Origin of the sequence: Flavobacterium aquidurense (genome assembly GCF_002217195.1) — a bacterium.
In the GTDB taxonomy this organism is placed as follows: Bacteria; Bacteroidota; Bacteroidia; order Flavobacteriales; family Flavobacteriaceae; genus Flavobacterium; species Flavobacterium frigidimaris.
In genome coordinates, this window is the sequence record NZ_MUGR01000026.1 from 100,698 (window position 1) to 124,534 (window position 23,837).

The following is a 23,837-nucleotide window of genomic DNA, read 5'->3' on the forward strand; positions in this document are numbered from 1 at the left end:
GAATAGAAAGAGTTGGTTTTAGGATCAGCTCTTTTTTTTATAAAGTATTTTTATTTCAATAAACGTTTAATTTTCTGTTAACCAGTTCAATAATTTACTTCGTTTTTCTCTGCTCACAATGATGTCTTTATCAAAAGGAAAAGATAAATTTATTTTTAATTTTCTTGGAAAATAATCTGTTGCGTCAATAATAGCCTTTCGGCTTACTAAAAATTGTCTGTTCATTCTAAAGAAAGTTGATCCTGTTTTATATTCAAGTTCTTCAAGACTCTCTGTCATTGCATAGGTTTTTCCTGAATAAGCGTGCATGTAAGTGATTTCATTTTCAAGACAGAAAAAAGCAATTTTATCAAGCGTAAAAGGCAATAAACGATCGCGGTACCTGATCATGATCGTACTGCTGCTGGTTTTGTTCTTAGCTTCTAAAGTCGCCATTGCTGCTTCATATTTTAAGGCAATACTTCCAGCCATTACTTTTTGCATGTTCTGAAATTTGACAAGGGCTTTTTCCAGCGATTCGATACTAAAAGGTTTCAGGATATATTCAATTCCATTTGCCCTAAAAGCTTCTAGTGCATATTCATCAAAAGCAGTGCAAAAAATCACCGGAACTTCAATAGCGATTGCCTTTGCAATATCAAAACTTAGTCCGTCGCCCAATTGTATGTCACTAAAAATAAGATCCGGTTGGGGATTGACTGAAAAATAATCTACAGCTTCCTTAACAGAACTGAGAACACTTACAATTTCAATATCAGGTTTTATTTGTTTGAGATTGCTGACCAGATCTTCGGCAACGAGTATTTCATCTTCAATTATTATTATTTTCATGTGGCATGATTTTAAAGCTTACTGAAAAGAATTTTCCGTTATTCTTAATTATAATTTCTTCTCCTGACCATAATTGATAACGTTCGGCTAAATTACTTAAGCCGCTTTTTGTTGATGTTTCTCCGGCATTTCTGGGGTTTATGGCGTTAGAAACACTAATAAAATTGCCTTTTTGTTCTATCACCAGTTTCAAAGGGGTTTCTTTTGTAAATATATTGTGTTTGATAGCATTTTCAAGTAAAGGTTGTAAAGAGAACGAAGGAACAAAACCTTTTAAGATTTCATTATTTTCTATGATTAGATTCCATTCAAGAGCTTCCCCAAATCGTATTTTTTGCATTTCGAGATAGTTTTTACAGATGTTAAGCTCTTCCTGAAGTGTTGTCGCGGGACTATTGTTTAATGAAACTGCAGAGCGCAGAAAATCAGCTAACTGAAGCAGATATATTTCGCCAAGTTTTGGGTCTTTTTTATATAAAGCTTTTAATGTGTTTAAAGAATTGAATAAAAAATGAGGATGAATTTGCTGTTTTAATAATAGGTTTTCTGCCTGAGTACTACGAAGCTGCAAACGGGAATTTTCAAGCTCTGTCTGAATTTTATTTTGTCTGAATATTACAAAATCATGCAAGAATAAAATAATTGTAGTCAGAACTGTAGATATGGCTATAAAAGCGGCTAAAAGTTTGTAATTCTCTAAATGACTGGGAATTTTAGCGAGATAAGAGAATATAGGCCATAAAGTAAGATAAATTCCTATACCGAATAGATAACTTAAACTTAATCGACAAAGCTGGAATTTAAATACGTCATCAGGGAATTTTTTTGCGCTGAATTTTAGGATCCAGACTAATAAATTGCTTGTAATAAACATATAACATGCCGTTTTAATAGCAAGAACAAACAATGATGACAGAATTTCTTCGAATAAAAAGAGCAATAAAAAAGTAAAAGGAAAGGCAAGACTAACTAAAAGCATATTCAGTCGCCGAATTTCTTTGATATTGTATGGAGTTATCGTTTTTTTGATATTGTTTGTCATGGAAATATAATATCTAAACTGAGGTTTTGCTTTTTATTTGGTATATTAAATGTACAAATATCGGATTAAAAAGCAGGATTTATTCTTTGCCGTAAAATCCGACTACTCTTTGTAGTCGGATTTTTTGATGCTGTCTTTTAAATTTTTAAAAGATGTAAAATAAACTAACTTGTGCAGTATTATTTTGGAAATCAGTATTGAATCCGGCAGTTTTTACTTTACTGACGTCTGTTAAAGACAAATAATATCGTGCGCCAATTCCTAGCCCGTTTTGAAATTGATATCCAATTCCTGCTGCGACTCCGCCATCAATTTTTTCTGCAAATTTTGTACCCGAATTAATTCCAAGACCAGTAAAATCTTCATCGACTAAAATCCCAATTTGTGGGCCGGCTTCAAGATACAATCCAAAATCAGTTTTGTATTTTAAAAGAATTGGAACAGTTACATAAGAAAGCTTTATGTCTTCACCATCCATAAGCCCGCCTTTGATTTTTGCACCCTGGGTAGAATATAAAAACTCTTCCTGAACAGCAAAATGATCATTGAATTTATAACCTACAAGCGCACCTGCATGAAATCCTGTTAAACCTTCAGTATCGAAACCGGCATTGGTAAAGTCGCTATAATTGGCTCCGGCTTTTACACCAAAATAAAGGCGTTCTCCTATATTTTTAAAAAAGCTCTGACTAAAACTATTTGTAGTAACAAGAAGAATACAACCAATGAATAAATTTTTGACGATTTTCATAATTTTAAAATTTTATTTTATACTAATTATTTTTTTATACCCGTCAAAAGTATATTGAGTTCATTCTTAGAAAATGATAAATTGGGTCGAGGCGGACAAAATTGCAGGTGAAACGGATTTTGGCTTATTATCTAATCGAAAAATACCACTCAAATTTGATAAATTTATACAGATATACAATCAATTTATACCATTGCTGAAACCTGTTCTCCTGCTATATTTGTAATACTATTACAATTAAATAATAAAAAAGATGAAAGCTATAGGATTTAAAACATCATTACCAATAACTGAAGAAGAGAGTTTTATAACATTTGAAACTCCAAAACCAATTCCGGGTGCGCGTGATTTATTAGTAAAAATAAGTGCTGTGTCTGTGAATCCGGTTGATTTTAAAATTCGCCAGAATAGTGCAAAAGATACCATTCTTGAAACACCTAAAATTATTGGCTGGGATGCTGTTGGAGTTGTGGAAGCGATTGGAGATAAAGTAAGTCTATTTAAGGTAGGTGACGAAGTTTTTTATGCAGGAGATATCACGAAACCAGGAAGCAATGCAGAATATCAGGTTATTGATGAGCGAATTGTGGGCAGAAAACCAAAATCGCTGAGTATTGAAGAAGCTGCAGTTATGCCATTGACAGGTCTAACGGCCTGGGAAATATTGTTTGACCGAATCCGAATCAATCCTGAGAAGGACAAGGGCAAATCTATTTTAATCATTGGCGGTGCCGGCGGAGTAGGTTCGATCGCGATTCAACTTGCCAAAAAGATTGCTGGTTTAACGGTTATTGCAACGGCATCTCGTCCTGAAACTATTGCCTGGAGCAAACAGCAAGGTGCTGATTTTGTGGTAGATCATAAAAACTTAATTACTTCAGTTCACGAAGCGGGTTTTCAAAATGTAGATTTTATTTTAGATTTTGTTGATACTAATTTTTATTGGGATATTATGGTCGAACTGATCAAACCACAAGGACATATCGCCTCAATTACGGGAAGCAGTGATCCTGTTGCCCTGAATAAACTGAAAAATAAAAGTGTTTCGTTTTCCTGGGAATTAATGTACACGCGTTCGATGTTTGAAACGGAGGATATGCAGGAACAACACAATATCCTGAATAAAATTGCTGATCTTCTGGATAATGGTACTATAAAATCAACGCTTAATGAAACGCTTACCGGACTGACGGCTGCTAATTTCAAAAAGGCACACGAATTACTGGAATCAGGTAAAACAATCGGGAAAATCGCGATTAAATATTAAGAGGAGAAGGATATATTGTAAAATAGCTTCCTGATTCTTAATCAGGAAGCTATTTTTTTTATCCTAAAATGCAATGAAAATTATTCGATCATAGAAAGAATACTTTTAGGAATTTCATCAAAACCTTCTATAGAATAAGGCTTAATGAGGTAAGCTTTTATACCCAGCAGATCACATTTTTCTTTGTAGGCCGGATTTATACTTGTCGAATAGACAAAGCAAGGTATGTTTTTTAGTTCTGTTGTATTCAAAATTTCCTGTAGCGCTTCAATTCCGTCCACGATTGGCATATTGATGTCTGTTAGGATTACGTCGGGAATTTTGTTAGAAGAATTTTTCAGGTAATTTAAGAGTTCTTCGCCATTGGCAACAAGATTCACTTTTTCAAAATTAGTATTTTTAGTAAAAGCGTCGCTGATGATGTCAGCGTCATCGCTATCATCTTCGGCGATAAGAATATGTAAGTTATGTAAGTTTTGCATTTTTATGAGAGTGGAAAAAAAAGATTAAATATGGTGCCTTCATTAGGTTTACTTTCTACAGTTATATTTCCTGAATGATTCTCCATTATTTTTTTACAGATTGCAAGACCAATTCCGTTTCCGGAGTATTCATTTTTGGCATGCAATCTCTGAAAGATAGTGAAAATTTTGATAAGATGGGTTTTCTCCATTCCGATACCGTTGTCTTTGATCTGAATTTTTAAGAATTGATGTGTTTCGTTTGGAATTTCAGATTCAGAACTTTCGATTTGATTAATCTGAATAAGGGGAGGATGGTCTGCTTTGCCGTATTTTATAGCGTTTGAAATTAAATTGGAAAAAAGCTGGCGCATTTGAACTTTAGAAGCATGTACTATTGGCAGTTGTCCAATTTCAATTTTCGCTTTTTTATCACTGATTATGATTTCCAAATCATCAGTAACTTCAGAAATTACGTCAACTAAATTGACTTCTGTACGTTCTTCCTGCGCAGTATGTGACGAGTATTTCACTAAATCATCAACAAGTGAGTTTAATCGCAATGCAGATACTTTCATGACATTCATTGATTTAGTATCGGCCTCAGAAAGATAAGCGGCATCTATTCTGCCATTGTACATGACGATTTTTCTCAGGGGTTCTTTGAGATCGTGGGATATTACATGAATAAACTCTTCAAGATTTGCATTTATCCGATTTAGCTCGCTGATTTTTTCTTCAAGTTCTTTTTGATGCTGTATTAATGCGTCTTCATGTTTTTTCTTCTCCGTAAGGTCGGTAATGACAATACCAATTCCCTGAACGGCGGGTTCAAGATCTGTCAGAGCAATATAAGCGGGGAAAACTTTCTTTTCATCCTGAGTTTTAAATAGGATTTCATGGGTGGTAACGCCGTATTTCAACGCTTCGATAACCGGAACAAAATGTTCTGCATTATTAAAATATTCATGCAGATAGTTTCCTATTATTTTCTCAGAGGGAATTCCTATCAGTTTTGAAAAATAATCGTTGCAGTATAAAATGAGGCCGTTTCTTGAAATACTCAACGCGCCTTGTCTGAATTTCTCGATCAGCAGTCTAAAAGTATAATCGGCAGTTTCCAGCGAATAAAGCTGCGGAACTCCATTATTATTGACTACTAATGCATCGACATCCCCATCTTTTATAGCATCAACAATACTGTTTGATTCGTAAAGCTGTTCTTTTAGAGAGGCTATTTCAGCCAATAGAGATTCGATATTTGTATTATTTTCCTTCAAATTATTCTCTTATATTTAGGATTCTAAGTACCTTTTCTTTGTCTGAAAGATCACCTAAAATGATTCTTCTCGGATCAGGATTTGTTTTGATTAATGTAGGTATTGCTACAATCTGGTGTATTACTGCCTGTTCTGTATCCCGACTAATATCTATAATCTCTAATTCGTAATTATTTGCAAGATATTTGTCGCATATCCTGCGCAGGTTTTCAATGGCATGGCCTGATTTTACAGACATACCTGAAACAAAAAGCATAAACTTATGTTTGGTTGTACTAGTACCATCAGATGAGTTATCCATTTTTTTAAGAGTTTAAGGGTTTTATATTAAGCCCAACAAGTACTCTCTCTTCGTTAGAAAGGTCGCCAATTATTTTGCGAATGGGTTCCGGAAATTTTCTTACCAGTGTAGGTACAGCAAATATCTGGTCGCCTTCTGCCAATTGCGGGTTTTTAAGGAGATCTACAATTTCAATACTGTAAATTCCCTTCAGATGTTCTTCGGCATATTTTTTTATGTTTTCGAGTGCCGTAATAGATTTTGGCGTTTGCCCCGCAATATATAATCGTAATTGCCATTCGGCTACAACTTCTTTTTTCATTTTATTTTTCTTTTTTAGAAGTCAGTTTCTCCTGCAATTCTTCTGTTGCTTTTAGTATGCTTAATTCTTCCTCGGCAGATTCAAACTCATTCTTTAGTGCTTCTATATTGGCTTCAAGAACTTTTCGTTTGCGTTCAATTTCTCTGTCTTTTCGGTTAATCTCATTCTGAAGCTTGATATCTGACATTGTTTTCTTGAACTGATGCGATTGTCTTGCTGCTCCGGTAAGTATTCCTTGCGGGCCTAATTCTACATCCAGTAATTCTATTCCGTTGTTCGAAATTATAAATTCCCTTACCTGATTAGAATGCCCCATTCCTCTTGATTTTACAATAAATATTCCACGGTTTCTTTCTCCAATTCCTTCCATATCCCTAACCGTAATCCAGGTATCTACGAGTGATGAAACGGATTCTTCGGCAAGATCGGGTCTGAAATTATCCGTTTGTTTGTTTAATGACGTAAAAAGTGCCGTTATATTGTTTGCTTTCAGCATATCTATCAGTCTTACCAGCATTGAACGCACTTCATGTTCGCTTCCTACCGTTATGAGATTACTAATAGGATCGATGATAATTGTAGTGGGTTTAAATTCCTTAATAAATTTTCTAAGTGTAAGCAAATGCAATTCAAGACCATTAAGCGACGGACGTGACGAATGAATTCGCAAAGTACCTTTATCAATATGCTGTTGAAGATCGACACCTATTGATTTCATATTTCGAACCAATTGCTGCGGCGATTCCTCGAAGGCAAAATAAATAGTTTTTTCGTTGTTTTGACATTGTTGATTCGCAAAGTAACACGCCAAAGTTGTTTTGGCAGTACCCGCAGTTCCTGAAATCAATATATTGCTGCCGCGAAAAAATCCGCCGCCCTGAAACATATCGTTTAGTCCGGGAAGTCCTGTTGGAACAATATCAGAAGAAACCTCGTTGTCCAGTTTTAAGGATGTAATTGGCAGTACTGAAATTCCGTCCTCATCAATAAGAAATGGATATTCATTTGTGCCGTGTGTTGATCCTCTGTATTTTACAATTCGAAGTCTTCTGGTCGAAACCTGTTCGATAACACGATGATCCAAAACGATTACACAATCAGAAACGTATTCTTCTAGTCCCTGTCGTGTTAGCGTTGCTTCTCCGCGTTCTCCAGTAATAATTGCGGTTACGCCTTTGGTTTTTAGCCAATGAAACAATCTGCGCAATTCAGCTCTCAGAATCGCCTGATTGTCTAAACCCGAAAATAAAGATTCTACAGTATCAAGTACAACGCGTTTTGCCTTTATCGAATCAATGGCGTGTCCTAATCTGATAAATAAACCATCAAGATCGTATTCGCCCGCTTCTTCAATCTCAGATCTTTCGACCCTAACGTAATCTACAACGAGTTTTTTATCCGCTTTCAGCTTTTGCAGATCGAAACCAAGTGACTTTACATTTAAGGTAAGATCTTCTGAAGGTTCTTCAAAAGACATGAAGACTCCGGGTTCGTTATACTCTGTAATACCTTTAATTAGGAATTGCATGGATAACAATGTTTTTCCGCAGCCGGCACCACCACAGATTAGTGTAGGGCGTCCTTTTGGGAATCCGCCATCAGTAATCTCGTCCAGGCCGTCTACTCCTGTAGGAGTTTTGGGAAATATAAAACTATGTGATTTTGATTGTTCTTGCACGTTATATAATATTCTGTTTACTCAAATATACGTTTTCCTAGAATATTAATAATTAATATTTATTAAAGATTTAACAGCTGTTTAGCGGTAATTAAAGTTTATAATGAATTATTTGTGTTTAATCGTGTGAATAATATAAAATAATATTGAAATTATAGAATGTTTATTTTTAATTAATTCTTATGCAAAAGTAAATTTTTCTGTTTTTTAGTGAAATTTTTTTGTCAGAAAGCGTTTTGGCGGAGTTTTGCGCAGCAATCTCTTTTTTTCAGAATGAGAAGATTAACCGTTTATTATAGAGATTTAAGCATATTTTAATTTACAATTAAATCTATATTTTTAGAATATTGAGATAAGGAAGGTTTTCCATTAAAACTATTTGTCATTGTCCATGGTACAAGTTTTCTATTTTCAATAATTTCTTTTTTAGAATAAACAAGACTAAAATACATTTCTAAATCGTTTGGATTTTCCCGCATTGGTTTATTTTTTGATTCTTCTGGAATATCCTCGTAATAGTAAGCAGATTGTTTTAAAACAGGATATTTATTCAGTAAATATTGATTTAAAGTGAATCTCTGGCCATCACCTTTGTATAAATCTTCAGATAAAACAGGTGTAATAGTCAGATTTTTAATATTCTGCTTTAAACTTTTATATTGATCTGAAGTTGTTGAAAAATCAGATTCCTTCAAATTATCTTTTTGAGACAATTGCCTGATAACTGAAAGACGAACGTAATCGCCATTGATTTCGGTAACCTTAAATACAAAATAATATTTTTGATAACCCTGGCTTCCGTTAATACCTGTCTCTTTGCTAAAAATAAAGCTTCCTAATTGCAGTTCATGTTCTTTTGTATTGATGGCTTTTTTCCACATATAGGGTTTGTAAACCTTTTCTTTTAAGACATAAAAAGCAATTACAACAATAACAGAAATCAGAATTATTTTTTTCATTTGTTTGGATAGTGGGAGCGAAGTGCTTTTACAAATATCTACAAATTTTGATTAGGATCGAAGAAAAAATAATACACACTCCCGATAGCTATCGGGATAGAAGATTAAAATGATTTTTTAAAATATCTGCTAAATCTGCTGAATCTGCGTGAAAAAAATTAAACACATAGAGACATAGCTTTTAGGATTGTGTAAAAGGTGTTTCACTTGCAAATATTACCGCATAGTGCAATCACGAAACAATACGAGAAAAATAGCCGCTCCCGATTGCTATTGGGATAAAATGTTTAAAAGGATTTTTTTTTAAGATCTGCTAAATCTGCTGAATCTGCGTGAAAAAAAAATAAACATTCAATTGATGGTGTAAATATATGTCACCCCGATGAGGCTTAACTTCACGGATTTTTGATTTTCTATAAATATAACTGGAACTTTTTATCATTAATTAAAAAAGAAAAAAGAAAGCTCCGGAGGAGCGTTATATTTATAGCAAATATATTAGGTATTGTATTCAAAGCTCCATCGGAGCGATATATAAAAACATAACGCTATGAGTTTTATTACAAATGAATGACTTTTTCAGCTATAAAATCTATGTCTCTATGTGTTTAAAAAAACTAAGCGTAAAGGTTATTAAGAATCCAGCCAATTCTTAAAATTATTAATTTCTTTTTTACTTAAAATAATCGGTTCCGTATCCGGAATAGCGACATTCAATAAAATCTCAATTTTCTGACTTGAATGTTTAATGATTTCCTGAATGTTATTGCGGTTAATGATGTATTTGCGATTTATTTTAAAGAAAAGTAGGGGATTAAGTTTACTGATCAGATCTTTTAGATTGCTATTGTATAAATAACTGCTGCCGGAATCGGTATAGATAAACATATGTTTTCCTGTGGCATAAAAATAGGTAATAGAGCTATCGTTTATCGAAAGAAGCTTATCTCTGTGATTGACTAAAAAGTGCTGTTGAATATTGCTTTGATTTTCAATTTCAACAAGTGATTCAACAATTAGATTGGTATTAAAAGTTTCTTTTATGTTTTTGTATTTCACTAAAGCTTCGTGTAATTCGTCTTCTTCATAAGGTTTTAGAAGATAATCTATCGTAAAGTGCTTGAAGACTTTTACGGCATAAGAGTCATAAGCGGTAATAAAAATAACGGGGCATGAAACAGGCGCTTGTTCAAAAATATCCAGACTTTTGCCATCTCCCAAATGAATGTCCATAAAGGCAAGATCAACGGTGTTTATTTTAAAAAAAGCAACGGCATCTTTTACGGATTTTACTATTGTAATTTCGTTTATCGAGATAATACTTTGTTGTTCCAGAATTGATTTCAGATAGCTTGAAGCAAGATGTTCGTCTTCAATAATAACTATTTTCATATCGTTTAATTTTCTGTAAAGTTAAAAAAAAAGCTCCGTTAAAAACGGAGCTAATTTTATTACAATTCAGGATTGTTTAAACGGGCATCTAAAGGAAATGGAAGCGTATAACGCGGATCATTTTCTATTAATGTATAATTTTGATCGTTGAAAGTATGAATGATTTGTTGTTGAGTTGTTCTTCGCAAATCAAACCAACGGTGACCTTCTACAGCAAACTCACGTTGTCTTTCCTGAGCTATAAAATCAAGAAGCTGAGATTGTGTCATGGCAGCAATCGATGTGCTTAACGTGTTAAAAGCTGTAGCAGTATATCTGTTTTTAATAAAAGTGGTTACAGTTGTTCTTGCCGTTTCCAGATCGTTTAATTGTGCTGATGCTTCTGCTTTTGTCAAATACAATTCAGCTGTTCTGAAAGTACATTTTTGGGCGATATCACCACCTTTTCTAAATCTGAATCTGCTTCCACTTGCCTGATAATACAAAGCAAAACGTAAGTCGTTTGTTTTATCATAAGCACCTGTTAAGGTTGGCGCAGCATATGATGTACCTTTTAAAAGATTGATAAAAGGATCCTCAAGTGCCAATATAGATTCCGGACCGTTATAAAGGTTAGGTAAAGCAGCTGTGGTATTTAAGTTTATTAAAGCATTTTTGTATATCATTGCTTTATCTGCAGCTTCGATAGCTTTAGCCCATTCTTTTCTGTAAAGGAAAATACGAGATTCCATAGCATATAAGGCAGCCTTAGAAAAACGGTAATTAATGCCCGTTGTCTGAGTGTCTAAATTCAATAATTTTCTAGCCTCTTCGTTATCAGATAAAATCTGATCGTAAATAACAGCGACACTTTGAGGAACGTAAGCCTGCTCTAAATCTATTTGTAAAGCCAACGGAACACCTCTGTCTGTTGCAGCTGTTGCAGCATTGTAAGGTTTACTGAATATGTTCAATAAATCAAAGTAAGTTAAGGCTCTTAGTGCATAAGCTTCTCCAATTAACTGATCTTTCTCTGCAGAAGGTGCTAATTTTTGACTTGCTTCATTGATGATGACATTCGTATAGAAAATTCTGTTGTACAAAGCAGCATAAGGAAAGCTGTTTGTCGTTTTATCAGGATTGGCGTCTTTCCAGATATAATGATCTCTGTAGAAAGTAGCATTGTCATTAAATTCATCCAGGATCAATTCGTCTGCTCTAATGGCAGATAATGCTTTGTGAATTGCAGTTATCGAATATCCTTTTGTCATTACAGCTCTGTAGTCTGTTAAGGTTTCCGGAATTACTTTACCCACCGGCTCAACATCAAGATAATGGTCACAGCCTACAGTTGCAACAGCTACACTGGCAAAGAATACGTATTTTAATATATTTTTCATTTTAAATCAGATTAAAAAGTTAGGTTACATCCTAAAGAAATTGATCTTGGGATTGGTTGTGCATAGATATTTCCGTAAGTTTCAGGGTCAAAGTAACCTTTATAATCAGAGCTGATCACGAATAAGTTTCTACCTTCGATACTAAATCTTACACTGTCCATAAACAAAGTTTTTGTCGCTGTCTTAGGTAAAGAATATCCAAAACGTACACTGCTCAAACGCATATAGCTCATTTCATGGACCCAAGTATCTAAATAATTGTACATATTAAGTGGTGCTGCTCCTGGAGAAAACCATTGGTAAGCCATCCATGAATCTCCTGTTCCTGAAGTTTCACTCGTAATTCCGGGTATGTGCGAACCTGTATTAGTAGGTGACCAGGCATTTAGAACATCTGTAGTATAGTTTTGACCACGATCTAAAGCTGTACCATTAAAATTTGGTTTTTCAACAACTGTTTGTTTGATATTAAAAGTAGTGGCAATAGTAAGATCAAAATTACGAACTTTAAAAGTGTTGATAAAACCACCGGTAAATTTAGGATCTAAATCTCCGGCATAAGTAAACAAATTTCTTGTGTCTTCATCTGTAAGTTTTGATTGCGATAAAACTCCGGGGAAGAAATCTGCATAAGGGTCAAAAAGTGCAAAAAATGTTTGTGCGTTTACCGTTTCTCCTTTTTTGTTTACAAATAAAGGATAACCGTTTTCGTCAATTCCGTTAGTTTTTAATGCAAATACCGCATTAACCGGAAGTCCTTCTCTGGACGGCAAATAGCTATTAGATCTTGTCTGAATACGATCTACATTACTTTTATTATGAGCAAAATTTATAGTAGTATTCCACTTAAAGTTTGGACGATTGATGTTTTGTGTAGACAAAGAAATCTCGTATCCTTTATTCGTTACCTGCGCCCAGTTAGCGTTTGTAAATTCAAATCCGTTTTCGACAGGAAGCGATTGTAAACCAATTAAATCAGTACTTTTTCTTCCGTAAACATCGGTTACAATGCTAATACGATTATTGAATAAACCAAGATCCATTCCAAAGTTAGTATTAGTAGTTTTTTCCCATCTTAATTTATCATTAGGAGGAGAGATTACATTGATAATAGGTTCTGACTGTCCCGGTAAAATAACTACAGTTTTGTTTTCTCCCACTACATAAGGAGAAGTGTTTTTATCTATATTTCCTTGTAAACCGTAAGAAGCACGTAATCTTAAATTAGAAACTACTTCATTACCTTTTAAGAAATTTTCTTCAGATACTGCCCATGAACCGGAAACAGCCCATAATGGTAAGTATTTGTATTTAGGATCTACACCAAATAAATCCGATCCGTCGTAACGAACACTTCCAAAGAAAGTATATTTTCTGTCATAGGTATACGATGCTGTTGCAAAAAAGGAAGCAAATGCATTTTCGTTTTCATTTTTAATATAGGTTTTCCAGTTTGCATTTGCAGCAGTATCTGCATTCGGGAAAATAATTTGAGTTGTAGTTAATGTTTTAGGGTCGAAACCAAAACCTTTTGTGCTAATAGCAGTGCTTTTGTTGTTTCTTAACTCATTACCGGCCATAACTTCTATCTCATGTTTTCCTCCAAGAGTAGTGCTATAGTTTAGCATAGTTTTAATGTTATACTGAAAAAAGTCTGTGTTTGAATTTTGAATAATTCCGCCAACAGGAAGGAAATAAGTATCAGCGCCGTTTGAAAATATACGTGTTTTTTCTCTTTCTTTTCTTGTAAAGTAAGTATCCTTACCAGCGTATTTTTCAGAAGCATTATTATCAAACTGTAAACCAATTTGTGTACTTGCTTTTAAGCCTTTTGTAATAGTATAATCAACATCAAGTAAAGCTTTTACAGATCTTGTTGTTAATTCGTAATTCGTGTTTTCTCTTTCTTCTAAGAAATTAAAAGGAATATATACACTTCCATTTCCATATCCGCTCATATCTCTGTCATATTTATAACTTCCATCAGCATTAAAAGGAGTTAAATATGGGTTTACGTTTCTTGAATAATTAGCAGGATTGGTAAAAGTATCTGTATCTGATACATAAGTTGTTTTCTTGCTTTGCGTACCAAAAATTCCAACACCAACATGTAATTTATCTGTTACGGCAAAGTTGTTTTTTAAGGTAAGGTTGTATCTGTCAAAGCCAGTCCCAATAGTAGCTCCTTCTTCATTATAAGCTCCTAAAGAGAAATAATAATCCGATTTTTCTCCACCACCTGATAAACTCAAACCGTATTGCTTATTAAAAGTACTTCTGTACAATAAATCACCCCAATTGGTATTGTTGTTTCTTAAAGCGTTAATTGAGTTTTGGGTTGCAGGACTTAGAGACGAAAAACCTCCCGATCTATAGGCTCCTAATTCATTAGCCTGATTAAGAATACGGGAAATTTCTCCGTTTGTGTCTCTGTAAGTCAAATCTTCTCTTGAAGCCAAAGAAAGTTCAAGATCTACTTTTTGAGAAGAGTTTAAAAGGTTTAATTTAGAAAAATTAGGTTTTTCAGTCACGAAAGTATTGACGTTAAAGTCTACTCTCATGCTTCCTTTTTTTCCTTTTTTAGTCGTTACCACAATAACTCCGTTTGCAGCTCTTGCACCATAAATAGCAGTTGCAGCAGCATCTTTTAGTATGGTAATATCTTTAATGTCTTCAGGGTTTAAACCAGCGATAGAAAAATTGCTTAAAACATCGATATTGTCTTTGTCGTAGTTTTGAGGAACATCATTTCCTTCAAGAGGCAAACCATCTAAAACCCATAAAGGATCCTGTGCACCATTAAGAGATGCAGTACCACGAATTCTGATTTTCGAAATAGTTCCCGGAGCTCCTGTTTGTTGTGTTACGGCAACACCCGCAACCTGACCAATTAACATTTGATCTAAACTCGCAACACCCGCTTGTTTGATATCTGCCATATCAACTGTTGCAACAGCTGATGTCAGTTTTCTTTTTTCAATCTTTTGGTAACCTGTTACTACAATTTCTTTTAATTCGCTGACATCAGATTTTAAAGAAATAGTGTATTGGTTTTTATCTGTAATATCAATTGTATAAGGTATGTATCCCATATAGGTTACTCTTAAACTTTTGATGTTACTGTTGATTTTAAATTCGAATGCACCATCAAAATCAGTTACAGTACCAAGGCTCGCGCTCATGATAACTCCTTTTTCCTGTGTGTTGTTCGATACAGAACTGTTCTCGACAGAAACGGTAACTCCCGGTATTGGCAGTCCGTCGTTGGCATCAAGTACCCTTCCTTTAATAGTCCTTTCCTGCGCAAACCCGGATAGGGTAAGTAGGAAACTCAGCATGTAAAATAAATTCTTCATTGGTCGTTTTTGGATTGTATTAATTTTTATAGTGTGTTGTTTAAAGCTTTCTCTATACGTTGGATCAAATCGAAATAATGGTTTTTAGTTTCCTGATTTCCAATATTTCTTTTTGTTTTTAATAATTGCAGAATCTGGTTCAATTCTCCTTTTTTATCAGAGGTAACTTCAGAAACTCTTTTTAGGGAAGACTGATTGATGTTACGCGCCATTTTAGCATCATCCAGATAATCACATAAATGCGGCATGCTTAAAGTCTGTTCTAACTGAATAATTTTTTTAGCATCTGTTTTTTCAAAAAGTTTATTTGTTGAAACAATCAATACATCCACATAATTTTTCTGAGTCATACGTTCCATAATCGTAAGCGATTTGTTTTGGATAGTAGGAGCGAAAATGCTTTGGTGAATTGTTTTGAACAATTGTGTTACGGTAAACACATTCTCTTTGGCTTCATTACGCTGAAATAATTCGTTTTCAGTAATTCTCAACAAACGATCATCGCTCAGCAGACTGTATAAAATCCCGTATTGTAATTCCCTTGCAAGCGTATATGGCGTGTACTCGTAAGGTCCAAGCGGTGAATCCTTCAAAGGATTTGTCTTATCCAAAATTGGATTAAAGAACAGCCACTCCGGAAGTTTGATACTATTGCTTAATAAGTAAGAAACTGCTCTTTTCTGTATCGCTGCAGGAACAGCCACATAACTGGGTTTGTTGTCACCGTGAACGGTTGTGTTTAAATAAATACCACCAACATTGGCTAAAACATGATAGTTGTACAAATTCCATTGACCAATTGCACCAATATAAAGTTTACCCGTTTCATAGTAAGATTCATCTTTATCATACGTCCAATCCAGGATTTTGCTTACTACTCTTTTTAAGTTTTTAAGCCCGTATTCACTCGCTTTCATTGCATCATTACCCAAATCTTCAGATTGCGAACGAGGATCTATTGTACCATTTCCGTCTTGTTGTTCTCCGTAGAAATAAACAGGATCATCTTTGTGTTTTGCAATCAGTTCGTTCAAAGCATTATGCTCTTCAGTTGTGTCAGCATACCATCTGTAACCCCATTCGATAGCATATTTATCGTATTCACCAATTTTTGGCGTGATGGCTTCTACATGATCTTCCGGCTGCGCAATATAATTGTAACGGGCATAATCCATGATTGATGGAGCTGTTCCGCCCATTTTTGCTGTAAAAGCTGGAGATCGAAGTGATTCTACCGGATAAGCAAATGATGCTCCCATATTGTGTTTTAGACCAAAAGTGTGTCCTACTTCATGAGACGATACAAAGCGAATCGCTTCTCCCATGTGCTCGTCACTAAATTTGTTTCCTCTTGCTTTTGGGTCGATTGCCCCAGTCTGAATACGCATCCAGCTGTGTAAAGAAGTCATTACATTGTGCCACCAGATAATATCAGACTCGATGATTTCGCCACTTCTTGGATCTACAACTGCAGGTCCCATAGCGTTCGATTTTTGCGATGCGACATAAGTAATTACGGAGTAGCGCACATCATCGATATCAAAATCAGTATCTTCTGCTGTAGGTTCTTTTGCAATAACAGCATTTTTAAATCCTGCTCTTTCAAAAGCGACCTGCCAATCACGAACTCCTTCGATGATATAAGAACGCCATTGTTTTGGTGTCGATGGATCGATATAATAAACAATAGGCTTTTTAGGTTCTACTAATTCTCCTTTTTTGTATTTTTCAATATCTTCTTTTTTAGGTTCCAGTCTCCAGCGGGTGATGAGTTCTTTCTCCAGAACAGCATGCTGGCTATCACTAAAATACCAGTGCTCTTCAGAAAAATATCCAATACGTTTGTCTGCAAAACGCGGCTTCATAGGCACTTTATCCAATAAAATAATATTAGATGTTACTCCAATCGTAACAGATAGCGCCGGTCCACCTTCGCTTACAGAAGTAGTCAACTGCGACTTAACGACAATATTTTTAGGGAAAGTCTTCACATTTTCTATATACGAAAGTTCAGATTTTACAGATCCTCCAAAGCTGATATTGCTTAAAACATCGTTGAAGCTTTTTTGTTTTCCGTCAAAAACCTTATTGGCTTTGATAACAACTGATGTCGAATCACTATTTTTTGTCTCGATATCAAAAACTTCTATAATCGATTCTGAGAAATTATCATTAACAGATCTTGTAATAGCATCTCCAGCAGGAGACGAAATTTTAGGTATCGATGATTTTACCCAAACTTTTTTGGCAACAAGATCTTTATGAAAAGTGATGATCTTATTTTCATAATTCATCCCTTTATTTAATCCTGCATCATTAACAGGCAAAGGAACATTTGAAATTTTATTAACTACTAAAAATTCTCTTTGAAAAAGCGAATCGTTGATTTCCAGATAAAGATCCGTTTTTACCTGAATGGTATTAAATAATCCTTTTTTGAAAGTTCCCTGCTTGATCAGATCAGCGTATTTTTTCGCTTTAGGATTTTTTAATGAATCTTTAACTTGTTCCGTTTTGTCTTCTTTATTCTTTTTATTCTTTTTTTGAGAAACTACAGTACTAGTACTTAATATCATTACTATTAAAGCGATACTTTTTAGATTTCTCAACAATGCCTTTTCTCTCATCGAAAGTTAAGTTTAGGTTAATTTTTGGCTAAAAATATTGCATGGGTTACGTTAAAAAAAGCAAAATGGAGTGAGTGGCTTTTTTTTGGGAGTGAATGTTTTTTTTTATCCGATTAAAGGTAAAATGCAAGTAAAATCGCCATCTTTTTTGAAGGCCTTAAATCCGTCCTTAGCGTAGTATTTATAAATACTTTGTAAGTATTTGTGACCAAACTTAGATTCTTTCTCGAAGTTTTGCTTTTCGTTTAAATTATTGGTAATAATTACAACGTTTTCGTTAATGTCAATTGTGATTCTTAAAGGCATTTCATCAGAAGCAATATTATGTTTTATGGCATTTTCTACTGCAATCTGAAAAGCTAAATAAGGGACCTTTTTTGCCAGGAAGTTTTCATCTTTAATATTTACGGTAAAGACAAACTCTTCAGTAAAACGGGTTTGCTGCAAAAAGATGTATTTTTCTATAAAAAGCAATTCTTCCTGTACCGTAACAATATTGTTTACCGGAGGATTGATCAGATATCGGTAAATTTTAGAAAGATTTAAGGTAAACTTTCGTGCAACTCCTGTATTGCTGTCAATTAGCATATAAAGAGAATTCAATGAATTGAAAAGGAAGTGCGGATTGATCTGCTCTTTTAACTGATGTAATTGTATTATTGCTTTTTCCTTGTTGATTTTTTCATTTTCTAAAAGAAGCTTATTTTTTTCTTTTGATAAGATCTCTTTTTCATGAAAATTGCGACGGGTAAAAATGGTAAACAAATAAAAAGAGATAATCAGAATTGCCGTTGTAATAATATAAATTAATGAAGCGTATTTTTTTACCGCATCTACATCTTCATTTGAAACATTTTTGGGAAAATTCACGCATAAATACCAATTTGTACCTTTCATGTTCAAGCGTTGCGTGTATCGTACAATGTCCAGACCCAGATATTCTGAAAGGGCTACTTTTTTTGTATAACTCTCTTTATTTTTAAATGTGGTGTCAGCAGCTGATATATTTGTAACTTCAAAAATATTTTTTTGCAGTAGTTTTATTTCCGGGTGATAGATTATCGTTCCTTTGCTGTCAAATACAAAAGCGTAATTAATCGCTTTTTGGTCAATAGTTGAAAAGTAAGATTGCATTGCTTTTAAGTCAATATCATATCCGTAGCGAATTACAGTACCATTAGGCGCAACATATTTATAGTAAATACGCCAGAAAAAATTTTCATGATCTTCAATAATACTATTAAACCCATTGAGGTTTCCTTTCTTTAAAACTAAATCTTCTATCGAAGCCTCGAGATTTTTACTCTTTTTAGTATAGGTAAAATCTATTTTCTGATTGTTGATCTTAAACCAGTTGTTTCTAATAATACTGTCATTAGAATGAATTGTACTGAGTACTCTTAGGTTATCAGATAAATTTTTAGAGTTGCTAATAGCAACAATACGCTTAAGTTCATTTTGTATTTCTAAAAATCTTGATAATTCCTGTGCAGTAATTTCCTGTTTTATCAGAACATTACGAATTTCAGTTGCCGTATTGGATTTCTCGGAGATTTGAGTTATCAGACCACTTAATATGTAAATATAAAGTAATGTAAGGATAATAAAAATGATTCCTAAAATGAAGAAGTTCCTGCCGGAAAAGGTATTTTTTAATGTAAATTTCAAAGATGTATTTTAAAAAAAATAAGGAATTTTGGAGTCCTTACAGCAATATGTATTAATTTTTTTTCGTGTGCAAATATAAAACTTTTTGACTGATACACTTTTAGTTATGAAATCTTAACACTTATTTCAGGGAGTCGTTTAGTAAAAATCTTGTTAAGAGGAAAGAATGTTTCTCGTTGCGTAGATTTAACCGCCAAGAGCGCAAAGTTTTTTACTAAGCAAGGTTTTAATAAAAACGCAAAGTTCGCAAAGCTTTGTCTTTAATTAAGCTTTGCGAACTTTGCGAGATTAGTATTATTTTTTTTGATTAATTACCCAGAATTTCACGCAAAGTCGCAAAGCTGCCAAGTTAAAAAATGTAAAAAACTTTGTGACTCTGTGACTTTACGCGATTATAAAAAATGAATTGATTGCAAAGCTTTGCGAACTTTGTGTTTTCTAAGCGCACAGTAAAATAAAACCATAGCGTTCTTTGCAGTTAAATCGTAAAGTACTTCTATTCTCATTTCAAACCTGAAACCTGAAACCTGAAACCTGAAACAAAAATTAAGAAATCTGCAGATGTTCCAGTGTTTTTCCTACCAGTGTTTTTACCCCAACCGGTTTGAAACCTAGTTTTAAGTATAATTTTTTGGCACCCGGATTTTCTTTCTCAACCAATAAACCCAAAGTCTGTTTGTTTTTAGTCACATATTCCTCAATCAGAAACTCAAGTATTTTAGATCCAATTCCTTTTCCCTGATGATTTGTATTTACACCCAATGAGTCTATATAAAATTCACCACTCTGGGTTTCATTTTCGGGACTAAAGTCAGGATTAAAATTAAGTCTCACATAATCAATAATTGGTTTTCGCAATTCCTGTAATTTTCCTCCATCATAAACAGCCACAGCTCCAATAATTTCGTCATTTTCTTCCGCTACATAACAATTCTGATAAGAGTACTGATTGTTTTCGGATTCGACAAAATGCAAGAGAAAATAATAGGCCGTTTTAGCATCTCTTTCGGCAATGAATTTATAGATAATTTCTTCCATGGCCAACAGCAAATGTGCTGCAATACTTTCTGAATCTTCAATAGTTGCTTTTCTAATGATCATGATTTTTCTTTTTAAGAGTACAAAATTACGGTAACTTTTAAATATTACCCGTTTTCATTGAGATAATGCTTTAAATAGTTGCTTTTTCTGATTTTTCATTAAAACCAAACTCCATATGAGATTGAATTTTAATATTGTAAAGTATTTTAAATCAGTGTTTTATTTGTTTGTTGGTAATAAGAAACGGAAAAAAAGATGGAAAAAAGGAAGATTTGAAAAAGTGCTATTAAGACCTTATTTCTTTTTACGAAAAACAGTTTTTTGTACTAAAAAGACTAATTTTTAAAACTTGATTGTTGATAACTGTTTTTTCTTAGGGTAATTTTGAACTGCTTTTTTATGTTGATAACTCTATTTAGATTTAGTATAAATAGCTGATGTTTTGAGGGTTACGGGATATTATATTGCTGTTGATAAAAAGTAAATTTATTAATGGTTTTTAAAGGTCATGAACTGTTGATAATTGGATGGATTTTTAACATCAAAATAGGGGGCAAAAGAAGAACTGTGGGTTAATTTTGTAATTATAGAAATGACGTTTAAACCCCAAATAAACAAATCATTTTTATTCTTGATAAGTCATCATTTAATACTATATATATGTCTATATTCGATAAAAGAATCAATTATAAACCTTTTGAATATCCAGAGGTGCTGCAATTTACTGAAGCCATCAATAAAGCGTATTGGGTTCATACAGAGGTTGATTTTACTGCTGATACTCAGGATTTTCATTCGCATTTGAATGCAGCCGAAAAAACAGCCATCAAAAACAGTTTATTAGCTATCGCACAAATAGAAGTAGCGGTAAAAAGTTTTTGGGGTAACATTTACGAGCATTTCCCAAAGCCGGAATTCAACGGATTAGGAAGTACGTTTGCCGAATGTGAGTTCAGACATTCTGAAGCATATTCGCGTCTTCTGGAGGTTTTAGGATACAATGACGAATTCGAAAAACTGATGGAGATTCCGGTGATCCGCAAACGTGTCGATTATTTATCGAATGTACTAAAAGATACCAAATCTCAGGACAATAAAAAATATGTGGTTTCGCTGATATTGTTCAGTATTCTGATCGAAAATGTATCACTTTTTAGTCAGTTTGCGATTCTTTTGTCTTTTACAAGATTCAAAGGATACATGAAAAACGTGAGTAATATTATTGCGTGGACTTCAATTGACGAACAAATTCATGCGAATGGCGGTATCTATATTGTAAATAAAATACGTGAAGAATTCCCGGATTATTTCGACGAGGAAACTTTAGCGCTTATTCGAGAAACAGTTAAGGATTCGATCAATGTAGAAGCAGACATATTAGACTGGATTTTTGAAGATGGTGAAATCGAAACGATCAAAAAAGCAGATTTGGTCAACTTCATGAAATTCAGATTAGACGAAAGTCTGACACAAATCAATATTCCAACAATATTTAATGTTCCCGCTGAGGATTACAAGGCAATGGCATGGTTTGAGGAAGAAGTTTTTGCGAACAGTCTGGATGATTTCTTTGCGAAAAGACCCGTAGAATATACCAAACATGACAAAAGTATTACCGCAAACGACCTTTTCTAAAAACAGCAAATTACAATTATGAATACAATAGATACAATTTCAGGAAACAGCGCTCCGCTAAGCGAAGCAGACAATAAAATGTGGTGGAAAAACTCTGAAAGTGAGCAAATTTTAAATCGTGGTTATCTTTTAAAAGGGGAAACTGTAGAAGGGGCAATTGACAGAATTTGTACTGCTGCAGCAAAAAGATTATACAAACCCGAGTTAAAAGAGTCTTTTGTTGAAATGATCGAACGCGGCTGGATGAGCATTAGCTCGCCAGTGTGGGCCAATATGGGAACAGAACGCGGTTTGCCAATCTCTTGTTTTAATGTTCACGTTCCGGATGAAATCGAAGGAATTACACATAAATTGGGTGAAGTCATCATGCAGACCAAAATTGGTGGCGGAACATCAGGATATTTTGGAGAATTGCGCGAAAGAGGAAGCGCCGTAACCGATAACGGAAAGAGTAGTGGAGCGGTAAGTTTCATGAAACTTTTTGACACGACAATGGATACGATTTCTCAGGGAGGCGTTCGTCGTGGTGCTTTTGCAGCTTATTTAGACGTAGATCACCCGGATATCGAAGAATTTTTGAAAATAAAAAGTATCGGAAATCCGATCCAAAACTTGTTTACGGGAATCTGTGTTCCTGATTACTGGATGCAGGAAATGATTGATGGTGATGCCGATAAAAGACAAGTTTGGGCTAAAGTTCTCGAAAGCCGTCAACAAAAAGGATTGCCTTATATCTTTTTTAGCGACAACGTAAACAAAAACAAACCACAAGTTTATAAAGACAAAAACCTGCGAATTAATGCGAGTAATTTGTGTAGCGAAATCATGTTGCCGTCAAGCCTTGATGAATCGTTTATTTGCTGCCTTTCGTCAATGAATCTGGAGCTTTATGAGGAATGGAAAGATACCGAAGCAGTAAAACTGGCGATCTTTTTCCTTGATGCCGTTTTACAGGAATTCATCGAAAAAACAGAAGGAAACTATTATCTGGCAGCAGCGAATCGTTTTGCAAAAAGACACCGCGCTCTTGGATTAGGAGTTTTAGGATGGCATTCGTATTTACAAAAAAATATGATTCCGTTTGAAGGTCTTGAAGCTAAAATGAAAACCACAGAAATTTTTAAACATATCAGTGATAAAGCCGATAAAGCGACTCAGGATTTAGCCCGTATTTATGGAGAACCTGAATTACTAAAAGGCTACGGAAGACGTAATACCACCACAATGGCAATTGCTCCAACGACATCATCATCGGCTATTTTAGGACAAACGTCACCTGGAATTGAACCTTTTAGCAGTAATTATTACAAAGCAGGTCTGAGCAAAGGTAATTTTATGCGTAAGAACAAATACCTTAAAGCATTATTAGAAGAAAAAGGTCTTGATAACGAAGAAGTTTGGAGAGAAATCATGCTGAATGGCGGAAGCGTTCAGCACATGAGCCAGCTGAGTCAGAATGAGAGAGATGTCTTTAAGACCTTTAAGGAAATCAGTCAGTTAGAGATTGTACAGCAAGCATCAATCCGTCAGAAATATGTAGATCAGGGACAAAGTATCAACTTGAATATCCCTTCGGATTTACCTATTAAAGAGGTAAACCGTTTGCTGATCGAAGCATGGCAATTAGGAATCAAAAGTTTATATTACCAACGCAGCCAAAGTGTATCTAAAGAATTGGTTACAAGTTTAGTTAGTTGTAGTAGTTGTGAATCATAAAAGTAAAGGCTGTCTGGATTGACAGCCTTTTTTTTGTACCAATTTTGGCCCGCGGATTTTACGGATCGGGCGGGTTTTCGCTGGTTTTTTTAGCGTGCGGCATCTTTGTCAAAGTTGGTCATCGCATTTTTGTCATCCCGAACGAGGGATCT

At 34.3% G+C, this 23,837-nt stretch carries 18 protein-coding genes; 3 read left to right on the forward strand and 15 right to left on the reverse strand.

The genetic code is table 11. The features are described from left to right. Positions 1 to 66: 66 nt before the first annotated feature. From B0A67_RS14350 to B0A67_RS14360, 3 genes are all read right to left on the reverse strand, one after another. On the reverse strand, positions 67 to 831 hold the full coding sequence (locus tag B0A67_RS14350) for a LytR/AlgR family response regulator transcription factor (protein WP_072954004.1): 765 nt from the start codon (positions 829 to 831) through the stop codon (positions 67 to 69). Further along, on the reverse strand, positions 812 to 1,873 hold the full coding sequence (locus B0A67_RS14355) for a sensor histidine kinase (protein ID WP_084074431.1): 1,062 nt from the start codon (positions 1,871 to 1,873) through the stop codon (positions 812 to 814). Before B0A67_RS14355 ends, B0A67_RS14350 begins: the two co-directional genes overlap by 20 nt. A gap of 145 nt (positions 1,874 to 2,018) precedes the next feature. Continuing rightward, positions 2,019 to 2,624, reverse strand: a complete 606-nt coding sequence (locus B0A67_RS14360) for a porin family protein (protein WP_084074430.1) — start codon at positions 2,622 to 2,624, stop codon at positions 2,019 to 2,021. A 253-nt stretch (positions 2,625 to 2,877) separates the two neighbouring features. Between B0A67_RS14360 and B0A67_RS14365 the strand changes: the two genes are divergently transcribed. Beyond that, entirely contained in the window at positions 2,878 to 3,891 is a 1,014-nt protein-coding gene (locus tag B0A67_RS14365; protein ID WP_072954000.1) for a zinc-binding alcohol dehydrogenase family protein, read from the forward strand. A gap of 80 nt (positions 3,892 to 3,971) precedes the next feature. On the opposite strand, the gene B0A67_RS14370 is transcribed toward B0A67_RS14365, so the two are convergent. The 12 genes from B0A67_RS14370 to B0A67_RS14425 form a co-directional block, all read right to left on the reverse strand. Continuing rightward, entirely contained in the window at positions 3,972 to 4,373 is a 402-nt protein-coding gene (locus B0A67_RS14370) for a response regulator (protein ID WP_072953998.1), read from the reverse strand. A gap of 2 nt (positions 4,374 to 4,375) precedes the next feature. Continuing rightward, complete coding sequence (locus B0A67_RS14375) at positions 4,376 to 5,632, reverse strand: sensor histidine kinase (RefSeq protein ID WP_072953996.1); 1,257 nt, start codon at positions 5,630 to 5,632, stop codon at positions 4,376 to 4,378. Between the two features lies 1 nt (position 5,633). Then, positions 5,634 to 5,933, reverse strand: a complete 300-nt coding sequence (locus B0A67_RS14380; RefSeq protein WP_072953995.1) for a circadian clock KaiB family protein — start codon at positions 5,931 to 5,933, stop codon at positions 5,634 to 5,636. A 4-nt stretch (positions 5,934 to 5,937) separates the two neighbouring features. Next, positions 5,938 to 6,234 (reverse strand): circadian clock KaiB family protein, encoded by a 297-nt coding sequence (locus B0A67_RS14385; protein ID WP_072953993.1) that lies wholly within the window; start codon positions 6,232 to 6,234, stop codon positions 5,938 to 5,940. 1 nt (position 6,235) lies between these two features. Next, entirely contained in the window at positions 6,236 to 7,912 is a 1,677-nt protein-coding gene (kaiC, locus tag B0A67_RS14390; protein WP_072953991.1) for a circadian clock protein KaiC, read from the reverse strand. A 314-nt stretch (positions 7,913 to 8,226) separates the two neighbouring features. After that, positions 8,227 to 8,871 (reverse strand): hypothetical protein, encoded by a 645-nt coding sequence (locus B0A67_RS14395; protein WP_072953989.1) that lies wholly within the window; start codon positions 8,869 to 8,871, stop codon positions 8,227 to 8,229. A 633-nt stretch (positions 8,872 to 9,504) separates the two neighbouring features. Then, positions 9,505 to 10,263 (reverse strand): LytR/AlgR family response regulator transcription factor, encoded by a 759-nt coding sequence (locus tag B0A67_RS14400; protein WP_072953988.1) that lies wholly within the window; start codon positions 10,261 to 10,263, stop codon positions 9,505 to 9,507. Between the two features lie 59 nt (positions 10,264 to 10,322). Beyond that, the gene (locus B0A67_RS14405; RefSeq protein ID WP_072953986.1) at positions 10,323 to 11,642 is read right to left on the reverse strand and encodes a RagB/SusD family nutrient uptake outer membrane protein; all 1,320 of its coding nucleotides are present in this window, start codon (positions 11,640 to 11,642) and stop codon (positions 10,323 to 10,325) included. Positions 11,643 to 11,653: 11 nt separating this feature from the next. Further along, on the reverse strand, positions 11,654 to 14,998 hold the full coding sequence (locus tag B0A67_RS14410) for a SusC/RagA family TonB-linked outer membrane protein (RefSeq protein WP_072953984.1): 3,345 nt from the start codon (positions 14,996 to 14,998) through the stop codon (positions 11,654 to 11,656). A gap of 26 nt (positions 14,999 to 15,024) precedes the next feature. Then, a complete protein-coding gene (locus B0A67_RS14415; protein WP_072953982.1) occupies positions 15,025 to 17,625 on the reverse strand; it encodes a zinc-dependent metalloprotease in 2,601 nt (866 codons plus the stop codon). Positions 17,626 to 17,730: 105 nt separating this feature from the next. Next, on the reverse strand, positions 17,731 to 19,293 hold the full coding sequence (locus B0A67_RS14420) for a histidine kinase (RefSeq protein ID WP_072953980.1): 1,563 nt from the start codon (positions 19,291 to 19,293) through the stop codon (positions 17,731 to 17,733). Positions 19,294 to 19,839: 546 nt separating this feature from the next. Then, a complete protein-coding gene (locus B0A67_RS14425; protein ID WP_072953978.1) occupies positions 19,840 to 20,394 on the reverse strand; it encodes a GNAT family N-acetyltransferase in 555 nt (184 codons plus the stop codon). A gap of 600 nt (positions 20,395 to 20,994) precedes the next feature. Between B0A67_RS14425 and B0A67_RS14430 the strand changes: the two genes are divergently transcribed. Together B0A67_RS14430 and B0A67_RS14435 are read left to right on the forward strand one after the other, a co-directional pair. Further along, positions 20,995 to 21,969, forward strand: coding sequence for a ribonucleotide-diphosphate reductase subunit beta (locus B0A67_RS14430; RefSeq protein WP_072953976.1), 975 nt, complete (start codon positions 20,995 to 20,997; stop codon positions 21,967 to 21,969). A gap of 18 nt (positions 21,970 to 21,987) precedes the next feature. Next, positions 21,988 to 23,685, forward strand: a complete 1,698-nt coding sequence (locus B0A67_RS14435) for a ribonucleoside-diphosphate reductase subunit alpha (RefSeq protein WP_072953974.1) — start codon at positions 21,988 to 21,990, stop codon at positions 23,683 to 23,685. The last annotated feature ends 152 nt before the right edge of the window (positions 23,686 to 23,837 follow it).